We start from the raw sequence: 13242 nt of genomic DNA on the forward strand, positions 1-13242 counted from the left end.
GACAGTCCCTGATGGAGCGGCGTCCGTCTGTCAATTCCGGGTCGTGTCAATTCCGGGTCTCGGGGCCCCGGCAGGCCAAGGCTTGCGGCAGAGCTACATAGACGGCGTCTTTGCGGCATCATTGGGGCCGGACCGGAAACTGTCATACAGCAACCCGGCGACCCCGGCAACGATCCACACATCCGCAAGGTTGAACACGTACCACGAGAAATCGCCGACGTGGACATGGAAGAAATCGGCCACCGCGCCATAGGCGATGCGGTCGATGCCATTGCCCAGCGCGCCGCCGATGACAAGGGCAAGCGACAGGGCCTGCAGCGGTCGGTCGCTGCGCGCGCCCCAGATCCAGAAAACGATTGTGATCACAAGGGTGGCGGCGATCAGCAGCCAGCGCCCGAGCGAGCCATCCTGCTGGAGCAGGCCATAGGAAATGCCGTAGTTCCAGATCATCACCAGATCGAGAAACGGGGTGAGCTCGACCCGCCCGCGCGCGGCGATGTCATAGCCGAACAGCATCCACAGCTTGAACGCCTGGTCGATGGCCATGCCGATCAGTGCCACCCACAGGATGCGGGCGCTCATCGGCCCCCAGAATGTCGGTTTGGTCATGAAGCTTGGGTCCTGGTTCTCGGCTGCGGACGCTCAGTCCGGTGGGCCTGCCCGCGTCGCCCGGGCGGCCAGATCCGTGCGGCTGCGCCGGTGTTCCCGGTGGGCGATATAGATGCCGCTGCCGACGATCAGGGCAATACCGATCCAGGTCACGCCATCGGGGAAATCGCCGAACACCAGATAGCCGAACAGAGTCGCGCTGACGATTTCCAGGTAGTTGAACGGCGCCAGGACGGAGGCCGGCGCGGCGGCGAAGGCCTTGACGATCAGCCCGTGGGCGAAGAAGGAGATCGCGCCGATGATCGCGAGCAGCGCAAGGCCCGGCACCTTGGGGGCAACCGGAACAAAGTCGTCGAACCCGGCAAGCCCGCCGAAGACGAGCAAGGGACCGAGCAGCAGGCAGCCACCCAGACCGGCGGTGAACTGGACGCAGAGCATCGAGCCTTCACCGGACAGGCGCCGGGTGACGACCAGATAGAGCGCGAACAGGAAGGCGGTGCCGAGCGGCAACAGGGCGGTGACGCCGAAGGTGGCAAAGCCGGGGCGGATGATGATCATCGCTCCCACCAGCCCGACCAGCACGGCGGCCCAGCGGCGAATGCCCACCGTCTCGCGCAGGAACAGCGCCGACAGGATGGTCAGGATCATCGGCTCGACGAAGAAAATGGCGATGGCATCGGCCACCGGCATGGTCTTCAGCGCGGAGAAGAACAGGGCGGAGGCGCCGGCCAGGAAGAAGCCGCGCAGCAGGTGCGGCCACAGCCGGGGCGCGCGCAGACTGGCGAGCCCGGGGCCGACCGCCGCCGTCAGCAGCGCAAACAGCATCTGGAAGGCAAAGCGACCGAAGGCGATCTGCAGGGGCGGCAGGGACGAGGAGAGATACTTGGCGCAGATGTCCATCATCGGCACCAGGAGCATTGCGCCCGACATCAGCATGATGCCGCGCATGGCCGAGGCGTCGGGCGCTCCCGCGTTTGCCGTCGAGGTCATGCCGGTCCGGCCCCATTGAGTGCAAGATCGAGCGGCCCGAGCGGCTGCAAGGAGGCCAGCACGGCACGCGCCTCGGCGCTGTCCCGGTCCATCTGCTCCACCAGAAGTTCGGCACTGTCGAAGGCAAGTTCGGGGCGCAGGTAGGCGGCAAAGCTCACCCGCAGGGTCTGGCCGTAGAGATCGCCGCTGAAGTCGAACAGATGCACTTCCAGCAGCGGCGCGCCATTGTCGAAGGTGGGGCGGCGGCCGAAACTGGCAACGCCGTCGATCCAGCGGTCGCCGACCAGCGCGCGTACTGCATAGATGCCGTGGGCCAGACGGGTTTCGGGGGGCAGGGCGATGTTCGCGGTCGGATAGCCGAGGTCGCGGCCGCGCTGGTCACCCTGGCGCACCTCGCCATCCACCTGCCAGCGATAGCCGAGCAGGGCATTGGCATGAACCACATCGCCTTCTTCGAGCGCGGCGCGGATGCGGCTGGAGGACACCGCCTCGCGCCCCTCGTCGGTTTCCGCCTCGACGATGGTCACGCCGAACCCGTCGGCGGCTCCTGCCTGACGGAGGAATTCCGGCGTGCCCCGGCGGGCACGGCCGAAATGAAAGTCATAGCCGGTCACCGCATGGACGATCCGCAACCGCTCCTGCAGGACATCGGCGACGAAGGCCTCCGGCTCGATGCCGGCAAACTCCCGGGTGAAGGGAACGGTCACGGCGCCGGCAAGTCCGGCGGCCGCCAGAATGCGCATCTTCATGGCCGGCGGCGTCAGGCGGAACACCGGCTTGCTGGGATTGAAGACGCTGCGCGGATGCGGCTCGAACGTCATCGCATAGGCGGGAACCCCGGCCTCTTCGGCGATGGTCATTGCCGTTTTCAACACGACCCGGTGACCGCGATGGACACCGTCGAAATTGCCGATGGCAACGACGCCGCCGCGCAGGCGCGCCGGCAGGGCGTCCAGATCCTCGACAATGTCGAACGGGGAGGCAACAGGCAAAGACGATTGATCGGGCATCGGCAAGGACCACTGGCCGGTCGAAGACGACCGGGGGAGGGAAAAGAAACGCGGGCGGACCCTGCCCATTCACCGGGAAAAGGTCAAGCATTGCCGTTCGGCCCAGTGGGGCCGGACGGGAGAATGCAAGGCCGGCAAAGGCCTCAGCTTCGGGGGTCGACGGGATCGGCCTCGGCGCGGGTGGGCACCTTGACCACGGCCTCGCCCTCCAGCACCACCGTGTCGCCGACGGAGCAGACACAGGCAAGGCGCGCTCGATTGCCCTTTTCCATCAGTTCCGCGACGGTGACGGTGACGGTGACCTCGTCGCCGATCCGCACCGGTGCGCGGAAATTCAGGGTCTGGGACAGATAGATCGCGCCCGGCCCCGGCAGCCGCGTCCCCAGGACGGCGGAAATCAGGCTGGCGGTATATAGACCATGGGCGATGCGGGTGCGGAACGGGGTGCGGGCGGCGAAATGCTCGGACAGGTGGATCGGATTGCGGTCGCCGGACACTTCGGCGAAGCCGATGACGTCGGAGGAATCCACGGTCTTGGTCAGCGTCTCGCTCAAACCCGGCTTGAGGTCTTCGAAATAGAGTGTCTGCAAGACGAGCATCGACGGTCCTTTCAGGTGTCGGGATGAATCTGGAGCCGGCGGAGGCTAGTGCTTTTTCGTGGAAAGGGGAAACCGGTTTCTGCCGGACTTCGACGGATTGCCAATGCATCGGCCGGCTTTCCGGCCACCGACAGGTTGCGCAGGTGGTGGGGACGGGCGTCAGGCGTGCAAAAGGCGCCGGGGGAAGAAACCCGGCTGTGCATTAACGGAGTTTTCAGGGGCTCGCCGCTAGGGTCTGCCGAAGTGGGGGGGCGGCGACACGGGGCCCGTGTCTTCCTCCTGAGATCACACAGCATCAAACGACCGGTCAGACGGGTCGGGCAAATTGACAGTATGGAGTAGACAATGGCCCTTGATGTTCAGATGCCGATCCTCGTGGTGGATGACTACAAGACGATGATCCGCATCATTCGGAACCTGCTCAAGCAGCTCGGTTTCGAGGATATCGACGATGCCGCCGATGGCACCGAAGCGCTGGAAAAGATGAAGCAGCGCCGCTATGGGCTGGTCATCTCCGACTGGAACATGGAGCCGATGACCGGCTACGAACTGTTGAAGCAGGTGCGTGCCGATGCGGGTCTCTGCAAGACGCCGTTCATCATGGTCACCGCCGAATCCAAGACGGAAAACGTGATCGCCGCCAAGAAGGCGGGCGTCAACAACTACATCGTCAAGCCGTTCAATGCGCAGACGCTGAAGGGCAAGATCGAGGCCGTGTTCGCCGACTAGGCGCGGGTACGCGTCCTGGTCGATGCGACGGCATGAAAGACGACCGGCGGTGGTCCCGCCGGCGAACGGGTCCGGTCTGTCCGAAGGGACAGGCCCTGGCGAGGACCTTGATGCGCGGGCTGAAAAGGAGAGTGACATGGGCGCTCTGAGAAAAGAAGACGTTGCCGGCCTGATTACTTTCCTTGAGAACAATCGTGAGCGCGACGGCAGTGTGACGCTGAACGACGTGATCCAGCTTGCCGAGGAAATGACCGGCTCGATGCGCGCGTTCCTGACCGCTGTCCAGCCGACGGTGACCAAGGAACTGACCGCGATCGCCGACGAGATCACCCGGCTGAAGGGGGAGATCCTGCAGCTTCGGCCGAACGACATGAAGGACAACCAGATCCCCGAAGCCGGGCGCGAACTGGATGCCATCGTCGATTCCACCGAGCGTGCGACCGAGACGATCATGGAAGCGGCCGAAACGATCATGGAGACCGGCGAGCAGGACCCCGATGCCTATCGGAACCTGGTCAACGACAAGATGATCGAGATCTTCGAGGCCTGCGCGTTCCAGGACATCACCGGCCAGCGCATTTCCAAGGTGGTGGCAACGCTGAACGCCATCGACGCGCGGGTTTCCGCCTTCGTCGAGCGGCTGCGGATCGCCGAGGGCGATGACGCGCCGGCGGAGGAAACCGATGCCGAACGACGCAAGCGCGAGTTGATCCTGCACGGCCCGCAGCACACGGGCGAGGGCGTCTCCCAGGACGATGTCGACAGCATGATGTCGTCCGGCGCCCAGGACGAAATCGACAAGCTGTTCGGCTGAGGGCGGCCGAACAGGGACTTTGGCGCCTGTCACCGGGCGCCTGACGAGCTGGCCAGCGTCCCCGCGAGAGTTGGCTGGTAACTGAAGGGCCGGGCACGTGATGTGCCCGGCCTTTTCTCATCTCATGCCCCCTGATCGGGGCCTTTGTCCGCTTCGCCTACCACCTCAGATAGGGGGTCGCCGCACGCGCGGTTAGACCTTCCTCGGCGAGACGGCGGCGGACCAGTGCTTCCTCCGGCGCATCGACCGGACCGAAGTCGGAGCTGTGAATGCCGCCGGTGATGAACAGCACGTCGAGCTCCTGCGCCACGGCGCCGCGAATGTCGGTCGGCAGGCCGTCGCCGATCGCCAGCACCTTGCCGCGCGGCACCGGCGAGCCGGCCATCTCGTCGAGCAGGGACAGGGCGGCCTCGTAGATCGGCGTGTGCGGTTTGCCGACGATGGTCAATTCGCCGCCGAGATCCTCATAGAGCCGGGCCAGCGCGCCGGCGCACCAGATCAGCCGGTTGCCGCGTTCCACCACGATGTCCGGATTGGCACAGAGGAACGGCAGTTTGCGCGCCACCAGCCGTTCCAGCATCGGCCGGTAGTCGTCCGGCGTTTCGGCTTCGTCCTCGATCAGCCCGGTGCAGACGATCAACTCCGCGTCTTTCTCGCTGGCGAGGCGGATATCGAGCCCGTCAAACAGCGGGCGGTCGCGCTCTGGGCCAATATGCAGGATCGCCTTGCCGCTGTTGGCCTCAAGCCGGGCGCGGGTGACATCACCGGAAGTGACCAGCCCGTCATAGGCGGCGCGCGGAACGCCCAGGCGTTCAAGCTGGGCATGGATCGGCGCGGAGGGGCGCGGCGCGTTGGTGATCAGCACGACCGTGCCGCCCGCCTCTTCGCGAAAGCGCTGCAAGGCGGCGCCGGCATCGGCGAAGGCATCGACCCCATTGTGCAGCACCCCCCAGACATCGCACAGCACCCCCTTGTAGGAGGGCGCGAGGTCGGCAAGGCCGGGGACGAGAAGCGGAGCGGAGGCGTTCATGCGGGAACTCTTGCTGGATGGGGCGGTCGATGATGTGGCCGGATGTCCGGCGCCGGCGGACCATAGACGATCCGCCGGGAAAAGGAAAAGCCGGGGGAGCAGACCTGACGCGAGCTTCCTGCATGGGCTATGGAAGGGCAGGGTGGCACGCAAGCAGGCACGATTCGGGATAGCATCACATCATGACGATCCGGCAACTCAGCGACAGGGCGATCAACCAGATCGCTGCGGGCGAGGTGATCGAGCGGCCGGCCAGCGTCGTCAAGGAGCTGGTCGAGAATGCGCTCGATGCGGGCGCGACGCGGATCGAGGTGGCCACCGCCGCCGGCGGCAAGACGCTGCTGCGCGTCAGCGACGACGGCTCCGGCATGACCCGCGCGGATCTGGCTCTGGCGGTCGAGCGCCATTGCACCTCCAAGCTTAGCGAAGACGATCTGTTCGATATCCGCAGCCTCGGCTTTCGCGGCGAAGCGCTGCCGTCGATCGGTGCGGTCTCGCGGCTGACCCTGACCTCGCGCCATGCAGATGAGCCGCATGCCTGGCAGATCGCGGTCGAGGGCGGGGCGAAAGAGGAGCCGCGCCCCGCCAGCCGCACCGCCGGTACCCAGGTTGAGGTGCGCGATCTCTTCTTCGCAACGCCTGCCCGGCTGAAGTTCCTGAAATCCGACCGGGCCGAGGCCGGGGCCATCGCCGATGTGGTCAAGCGGCTGGCGCTGGCCCATCCGCATGTGCGCTTCGAGCTTGGCGGTACCGACCGCCAGACCGTGACCTATGCGGCGGCAACCGGAGAGACGGCGCACAAGGCGCGGGTCGCTCAGGTGATCGGCGCGGAGTTCGTCGAAAACGCGCTGACCATCGACGCACTGCGCGAAGGGGTGCGCATGACTGGCCTCGCCAGCCTGCCGACCTTTCACCGGGCCAACACCCTGTCCCAGTATTTCTTCGTCAATGGCCGGCCGGTGCGCGACAAGCTGCTGATGTCGGCGCTGCGCGGTGCCTATGCGGATGTGCTCGCCCGCGATCGTCATCCGGTGGTGGTGCTGTTCATCGACCTCGATCCGCGCCTGGTCGATGTCAACGTCCACCCGGCCAAGGCCGATGTGCGCTTCCGCGATGCGCAGCTCGTGCGCGGTCTGGTGGTCGGCGGGCTGAAGCAGGCCTTCACCGCCGCCGGCTATCGGGCGTCGTCACACAATGCCTCCGCCGCCCTGTCGGTGCTGGGGCGGAGCGTTGCCGGTGGGCCGCAGCAGGAAGGCGCGGCTGCCCGGCCCTATCCGGCGGCAAGCGCGCCGGTGCAGCACGATTGGCGCGCTTCCGCCTTCCGTCCGCTGGACGCAGGGGCAATGCCGCCCGGCGCGCCGAGCGGACCGGAGGCCGGAGCGGCGGTTGTGGCACCCGCGGCTACCGGGCTTGCCGAGGAACAGGCGGTGATGGACCGGCTCGACGCCCCGTCCGCCGATGCCCGCGCCCATGAGGAGACGGTTCCCGATGACCGGGAGCGCCGCCCGCTCGGCGCCGCCCGGGCGCAGATCCACGAGACCTACATCATCGCCCAGACCGAGACCGGCCTTGTGATCGTCGACCAGCACGCCGCCCATGAACGGCTGGTCTATGAGCGGCTCAAGGAGGCGCTGGGCCGCCGCGAGGTGCCCCGGCAGGGATTGTTGATCCCCGAAGTGGTGGAACTGCCGGAAGAGGATGTGGCCCGGCTGACCGAGCGGGCCGAGGAACTGGAGGCGGTCGGTCTGGTGCTCGAAGCCTTCGGGCCCGGCGCGGTGGCCGTGCGCGAGACGCCGGCCCTGCTCGGACAGATCGACATCAAGGGGCTGGTGCGCGATCTCGCCGACGATCTCGCCGAATGGGACAAGGCGACCCGGGTGCGCGAGCGGCTCGATCATGTCGCCGCGACCATGGCTTGCCATGGCTCGGTGCGCGCCGGCCGGCGAATGCGCCCGGCGGAGATGGACGCCTTGCTCCGCGACATGGAGGCAACGCCCCTGTCCGGCCAGTGCAACCATGGCCGGCCGACCTGGATCGAGCTGAAACTGTCGGATATCGAGCGTCTGTTCGGGCGGAAGTAGCCAGCACTGCCATCACTGCCCGGGTGTGGGCGGCGCGTCAGTCCCCGGTCGTCAGAAACAGGATCTGGCTGTCGCCCACGGTGCGTTGGTCAAGGGTGGTCACGCCTTCGGGCAGCTCCACCTCCGCCCTGGCGTCTTCCTCCAGCACGGCGATGGCGCCGAGCGCCAGCCAGCCGCCGGCAATCGCGGAAGCCAGCGCGCGTTCTCCCAGACCCATGCGATAGGGCGGATCGAGGAACACCAGATCGAACGGCGTCATCGTTCCGCAAGGCCCGAGCCGGGTGGCATCGCGGCGGAAGATCTTGGTCGCGCCGGTCAGACCGAGCGTTTCCACATTGCGCCGGATGACGGCCCGGGCCCCGCTGGCCTCCTCGATGAAGACGGCCGCGCGGGCGCCCCGGCTCAGTGCTTCAAGGCCGAGCGCGCCGGTGCCGGCGAAAAGATCCAGCACCCGGGTATCGGTGAGCACCCGGTCATGGCCATGGGCGAGCACGTTGAAGATCGTCTCGCGCAACCGGTCGCTGGTCGGCCGGGTGGAGGCCCCCGCCGGTGCGGCGAGCGCCTTTCCCTTGAAGCGGCCGGCAACGATCCTCACCGTTTGCCACCCCGTGCGGGACCGCCGGGCTTGCCGCCACCCGGGCGACCACCACCGGGGCGACCACCACCGGGCTTGCCCCCGGAAGGCCGGCCACCGCCGCGCGGACCACCGCGTGCGGGACCTCCCGGCCTGCCGCCACCGGGCTTATCCCCGCGCGGGCCACTGGGCCTGTCGCCACGAGGAGCGCGGTCGGGTCTGTCGCCACGAGGAGCGCGATCGGGTCTGTCGCCACGCGGTGCGCGTTCGGGTCTGTCGCCACGGGGAGCGCGGTCAGGTCTGTCGCCACGCGGCGACCAAGCGGGCTTGTCGCCGCGCCCGCCACCCTTGCGGTCGTCCCGGTCGGTGTTTTCGTTTTGCCGCTTGTCGACGACCAGGCTGCCTTCCTCGTCCCAGATCCGGCGCGTACGGCCACTGCCCTGGGCGCCGCGTGCCGGTTGCGGCTTGGGTTTCAGGTCATCGGTAAAGCGGAACCGGGAGCGCGGCGAAATCTTGACCGGCTTCTCAGCGGGCGCAGCCTCTTCGCGCCGCTTCGCGCCGCGGGAGCGACCCTTGTCGGCCTTGTTGTCCCGTGCCGACACCCGCGCCCGGCCTTCGCTGGCGCTCAGATAACGGCCTTCCGTGCGTTTGCCGCCAGCCGGAGCGCTGGCGCGCTTGGCCGCCGGAGCGGGCGCCTTGTCCGCTTCCGGGGTCAGCAGCGGGGAATCGAAATCCACGCCGGCCTCGTCCGCCAGCCGCGATCCGAGCTGATCGCGCAGCACCCGGCCCCGGATTTCGCGCACCTCGCCCTCGGCGAGGTCGGCAAGCTGGAACGGCCCGAAGGAGATGCGGATCAGCCGGTTGACCGAGAGCCCGAGATGCTCGAGCACCTTCTTGATCTCGCGGTTCTTGCCTTCGCGCAGGGCGAAGGTCATCCAGACATTGTCGCCCTGTTCCTTGTCGATCTGCGCTTCGATGGCGCCATAAAGCACGCCGTCGATGGCGATGCCCTCGGCCAAGGTGTCGAGCTGCGCCTGGGTGATGCGGCCATAGGCGCGCACCCGGTAGCGGCGCAGCCAGCCGGTGGCCGGCAATTCCAGAACCCGCGCGAGACCGCCATCGTTGGTCAGGAGCAGCAGGCCCTCGGTGTTGATGTCGAGGCGGCCGATCGTCAGGACGCGCGGCAGATCCTTCGGCAGACGCTCGAACACCGTCGGCCGACCTTCCGGGTCGGAGTTTGTGGTCACGAGACCGCGCGACTTGTGGTAGAGCCACAGTCGGGTGCGTTCGCGCTCGGGCAGCGGCGCATCGTCGACCAGAATGGTGTCGGCAGGCGTCACGGTGACCGCCGGCGTCTTCAGGACGGTGCCGTTGACGGAAACCCGGCCGGCGATGATCCAGCTTTCCGCCATGCGGCGCGAGCACAGGCCCGCCCGGGCGATGACCTTGGCCACACGTTCGCCGGCATTCGCCTCCGGGGCGATGCGCGCCGGGGGCGGGGTCTTGTCGCGTTTGCCGCCGGCGGGGTCGGGACGGCGCTTGTGGCCGTCGCGCGGCCCGGGCTTGGCGCGGTCGCGGGAGAACGGTCGGGAGGGGCGTTTGTCTTTTGTCATGACGCGCGTCATACCAGAGCGCCGCGCGGCGCGGAAGGCAGGTTTTCGCCGATCCTGCCCGTTGTTTGCAGGATAAACACGGGGGGAACCTGCATTTCGTCTTTCCGGTATGGATTTCCTTTTCGTTCGCGCCGGTCTAGCTTGCCCGGCGATGACGCAAACCGGCTCTTTTCCCCGCGCCGAAAACGGCGGTTTCATGGATGCGGCCCTGGCTGAGGCCCGCGCCGCCGCCGCGCGCGGCGAGGTGCCCATCGGCGCGGTGGTGGTGTGCGATGGCGCGATCATCGCCGCCGACGGCAACCGCACGCTGGAATTGTCCGACCCCACCGCCCATGCGGAAATGCTGGCACTGCGTCAGGCCTGCGCCCATCTCGCCAGCCAGCGCCTGCCGGAGTGCGACCTTTACGTGACCCTCGAACCCTGCCCGATGTGCGCGGCGGCGATTTCCTTCGCACGGGTGCGGCGGCTTTATTTCGGCGCCGCCGATCCCAAGGGCGGGGCGGTGGAAAGCGGCGTGCGCCTGTTCCGCCAGCCGACCTGCCACCACGCGCCGGAGGTCTATTCCGGCCTTGCCGAACAGGACGCGGCGGAACTCTTGCGCGGCTTCTTCCTGGAGCGGCGCTAGGGGCACGCCTCAACCGGCTGGCGGCAGCACCCGGACGGTTGCCCGGGCCGGCAGCGTGCTCCGGCTGACGATCATCCCCGGCGTTTGTGACAGCTCCACCGGATAGCCCTCTTGCGCTGCGCGGGCGGTGAAGCCGTCGAGCGAGCCGAAGGTATAGGCATGCATCGGGATAATGATGCGAGGGGAGACCGCCGTCAGCACCGCCATCAGGCTGTCGAGCCGGAGCGTCGAGGCATTGTCGACCGGGGCGAAGACAATGTCGATCTGCCCCAATCGGGCAAGATCCTCGTCGGTGAGGCGATGGTGCAGGTGCCCCAGATGGGCGATGCACAGATCCGCTACCTCGAACACGAAGATCGAATTGCCGAGCTTGCGGGTCTCGCCGTCCCAGCCGCGCGTGTTGGTCTGGAGATTGCGGATGCGCACGTCTTCCACCATCAGGTCGTGGTTCATGGGGCCGCCCTGCGGGTTCCAGCCCAGCAAGACGTGCTCGATCTCCGGATCGGGGGAAAAGGTGAAATGGGTGGAATGGGCCCCGTTCATGGTGACGACGCGCGGCAGCCGCGCCGGCCGGTGGATGTTGTTGTAATCGGTGGCGATCCTGACCCCGCGCGGTGTCTCGATCTCGAAGGTGGAATGACCGATGTAGCGGATGGCGACCTCATCAGGGGCCAGCGCGGCGCGCAGGACGGGCAGGGACGTGGGGGCGCTGCCTCCGGCCAGAAGCTGGCAGGCGGCAAGCGCGGTGCCGGGCAGGAGGAACAAGGCGAGGAGCAGGGCCGCAAGGCGGGAGGCCAAATGGTGGGAGACCTCCCGGGGCGCCTGCGTTCGGGTGGGCGGCCGGACGGTGACCGGCGGCGATAGGCGGCAAGATGGCGGCATGGCGCTTCCTCCCGGACAAAGGCCCTGCGTGACCTTGACCCAAGGATAGCGCCGCCCGGCGCCGCTTCAAGGTCAGCCGGCGCGGCGGGCCTCGAAGGTCTCGATGGCGGCGGCGATCTCCCGCTTGACCATGTCGCGCATCGGCTCGGCGGCGGCGAGGATCTTGTCGGTCTTGAGGAAGTCGAGCACCCGATACCCGGCGATATCCGGCTTGACCAGAATGTCGGGTCGCCGGTTCTTGAGCTTTTCCAGATTGATCGATTGCATCAGGATCTGGGTGGCGCCGAAGGCCGCGTCGCTGGCACCGGGCACATTTCGCCCCTTTCGCGGGATCGGTGCGCCGATCACGTCCGAGGCGACGACGATATCGAGATCGTCCGGCAACGCATCGAAGGGCAGGGGGTTGACCAAGCCGCCATCGACCATCACCCGCCCGTCCAGCATCACCGGCTTGAACAGCGCCGGAATGGCCATCGACGCGGCGATTGCCGGATGCAGCGGGCCGCTGGTGAGCTTGGCTTCGCAGCAGCTGAAATAATCGGTGGCGATGATCGTCAGCGGGATCTTGAGATCGGCGAAGTCGGCCGGGAAATGCGGCCCGACGAAATGCTCCAGCACCTTCGCCGCGTCGAACTGCAAGGGACCGGGGCTGCCGAACAGATCGCCGATCCGCCGGGGGCGCAGCTTCCACAGGCGGGCAAGCACCGCGTTGCGGTCGCGGAAGGTCTCCTCCGAGACGGCGCGCAAATCCTCGCCGGACAGGCCGCCGGCATAGCCGGCGCCGAAGATCGCGCCGATGGAGGTGCCGGCAACCGCATGCGGGACCAGGCCGAGATCGTCAAAGGCCTCGATGACCGGCACATGCGCCAGGCCGCGCGCGCCGCCCCCGCCAAGCGCCAGTCCGATGCGTGGTGTCGACATATGTCCTCGCTGGTGATCCTGGATCCGAAAAGCTCTGCTTCGCCGTCTGGCGATGCGAGGGAACGTAGGCGCCTTGCCGCCCCCCTTCAAGCTTCGCCCAGAACGTGTGCCGCGATTGCCTTGTCTTGCGTTTCCCCGCCGGATGGGTCAGGAAGCAGGCGGTGCGTCTTGGCGCGGATCGGTTTTTCGGTAAGGTGCTGAAAAGCGGGCTGCATCCCAGATGCCCGCGCTTGCGCCGCGCGGTCCTTCAAACCGCCGTGCTGCCGCGCCAGAAGGAGAGATCGCATGAGTTCACTGACGCCGTTTCATCTCGCCTTTCCCGTCGACGATCTGGAAGCGGCCCGCGCCTTCTACAAGGACGTCCTGGGCTGCCGGCAGGGGCGGGAAGCTGCCTCCTGGATCGATTTCGACCTTTACGGCCACCAGATCGTCGCCCATTGCGATGGCGAGAGGAAGGCGAAGGGGCCGATCACCAATCCGGTCGATGGCGATGCGGTGCCGGTTCCCCATTTCGGCGTGGTGCTGACCATGGACGCCTGGAACGCCCTGGCCGAGCGCCTTTCCGCGCGCGACGACATCCGCTGGGTGATCAAGCCCAAGGTTCGGTTCAAGGGCGAGCCGGGCGAACAAGCGACACTGTTCATTCTCGATCCGGCCGGCAATGCGCTGGAATTCAAGGCGTTCGCCGACATGGAACAGTTGTTCGCGACCTGACGCCGGATCGTGCGAGCGACCTGTCGACCTTGACGGCGGGGGCGCATGGTG

Annotated in this window: 14 protein-coding genes; 5 read left to right on the forward strand and 9 right to left on the reverse strand. The window is 67.2% G+C overall.

What is annotated here, in order from left to right; translation table 11 throughout:
* Nucleotides 1-93: 93 nt before the first annotated feature.
* The 4 genes from lspA to IEV83_RS09465 form a co-directional block, all read right to left on the reverse strand.
* Entirely contained in the window at nt 94-609 is a 516-nt protein-coding gene (gene lspA / locus IEV83_RS09450; protein ID WP_371873426.1) for a signal peptidase II, read from the reverse strand.
* A 33-nt stretch (nt 610-642) separates the two neighbouring features.
* On the reverse strand, nt 643-1599 hold the full coding sequence (locus IEV83_RS09455) for a DMT family transporter (protein ID WP_181760236.1): 957 nt from the start codon (nt 1597-1599) through the stop codon (nt 643-645).
* Nucleotides 1596-2591 carry a bifunctional riboflavin kinase/FAD synthetase gene (locus IEV83_RS09460; protein ID WP_244628126.1) on the reverse strand — a complete coding sequence of 332 codons (996 nt, stop codon included), beginning with the start codon at nt 2589-2591 and terminating at the stop codon, nt 1596-1598. The genes IEV83_RS09455 and IEV83_RS09460 overlap by 4 nt, the downstream gene beginning before the upstream one ends.
* 161 nt (nt 2592-2752) lie before the next feature.
* On the reverse strand, nt 2753-3208 hold the full coding sequence (locus IEV83_RS09465) for a MaoC family dehydratase (protein ID WP_181760234.1): 456 nt from the start codon (nt 3206-3208) through the stop codon (nt 2753-2755).
* Nucleotides 3209-3553: 345 nt separating this feature from the next.
* Here IEV83_RS09465 and IEV83_RS09470 point away from each other — a divergent pair, with 345 nt between their 5' ends.
* Nucleotides 3554-3937, forward strand: coding sequence for a response regulator (locus tag IEV83_RS09470; RefSeq protein ID WP_181760233.1), 384 nt, complete (start codon nt 3554-3556; stop codon nt 3935-3937).
* Between the two features lie 136 nt (nt 3938-4073).
* Nucleotides 4074-4751, forward strand: coding sequence for a protein phosphatase CheZ (locus IEV83_RS09475; protein ID WP_181760232.1), 678 nt, complete (start codon nt 4074-4076; stop codon nt 4749-4751).
* Nucleotides 4752-4908: 157 nt separating this feature from the next.
* Here the strand turns inward: IEV83_RS09475 and IEV83_RS09480 are convergent, their stop codons facing one another.
* On the reverse strand, nt 4909-5781 hold the full coding sequence (locus IEV83_RS09480) for a TIGR01459 family HAD-type hydrolase (RefSeq protein WP_181760231.1): 873 nt from the start codon (nt 5779-5781) through the stop codon (nt 4909-4911).
* Between the two features lie 182 nt (nt 5782-5963).
* On the opposite strand from IEV83_RS09480, the gene mutL reads away from it, so the two are divergent.
* Nucleotides 5964-7862, forward strand: a complete 1899-nt coding sequence (gene mutL / locus IEV83_RS09485) for a DNA mismatch repair endonuclease MutL (protein WP_181760230.1) — start codon at nt 5964-5966, stop codon at nt 7860-7862.
* A gap of 37 nt (nt 7863-7899) precedes the next feature.
* Here the strand turns inward: mutL and rsmD are convergent, their stop codons facing one another.
* Nucleotides 7900-8457 carry a 16S rRNA (guanine(966)-N(2))-methyltransferase RsmD gene (gene rsmD, locus IEV83_RS09490; RefSeq protein WP_181760229.1) on the reverse strand — a complete coding sequence of 186 codons (558 nt, stop codon included), beginning with the start codon at nt 8455-8457 and terminating at the stop codon, nt 7900-7902.
* Nucleotides 8454-10049 (reverse strand): pseudouridine synthase, encoded by a 1596-nt coding sequence (locus tag IEV83_RS09495; RefSeq protein ID WP_181760228.1) that lies wholly within the window; start codon nt 10047-10049, stop codon nt 8454-8456. Before IEV83_RS09495 ends, rsmD begins: the two co-directional genes overlap by 4 nt.
* Before the next feature lie 196 nt (nt 10050-10245).
* Here IEV83_RS09495 and IEV83_RS09500 point away from each other — a divergent pair, with 196 nt between their 5' ends.
* Nucleotides 10246-10674, forward strand: a complete 429-nt coding sequence (locus IEV83_RS09500) for a nucleoside deaminase (RefSeq protein ID WP_181760227.1) — start codon at nt 10246-10248, stop codon at nt 10672-10674.
* Between the two features lie 9 nt (nt 10675-10683).
* Here the strand turns inward: IEV83_RS09500 and IEV83_RS09505 are convergent, their stop codons facing one another.
* Together IEV83_RS09505 and IEV83_RS09510 are read right to left on the reverse strand one after the other, a co-directional pair.
* On the reverse strand, nt 10684-11472 hold the full coding sequence (locus IEV83_RS09505) for an MBL fold metallo-hydrolase (RefSeq protein WP_209003067.1): 789 nt from the start codon (nt 11470-11472) through the stop codon (nt 10684-10686).
* Nucleotides 11473-11628: 156 nt separating this feature from the next.
* Complete coding sequence (locus IEV83_RS09510; RefSeq protein WP_181760225.1) at nt 11629-12477, reverse strand: patatin-like phospholipase family protein; 849 nt, start codon at nt 12475-12477, stop codon at nt 11629-11631.
* A 285-nt stretch (nt 12478-12762) separates the two neighbouring features.
* Here IEV83_RS09510 and IEV83_RS09515 point away from each other — a divergent pair, with 285 nt between their 5' ends.
* Complete coding sequence (locus tag IEV83_RS09515) at nt 12763-13191, forward strand: VOC family protein (RefSeq protein WP_181760224.1); 429 nt, start codon at nt 12763-12765, stop codon at nt 13189-13191.
* Nucleotides 13192-13242: the final 51 nt, after the last annotated feature.

It is taken from the genome of Stappia taiwanensis (assembly GCF_014635285.1).
Classification (GTDB): domain Bacteria; phylum Pseudomonadota; class Alphaproteobacteria; order Rhizobiales; family Stappiaceae; genus Stappia; species Stappia taiwanensis.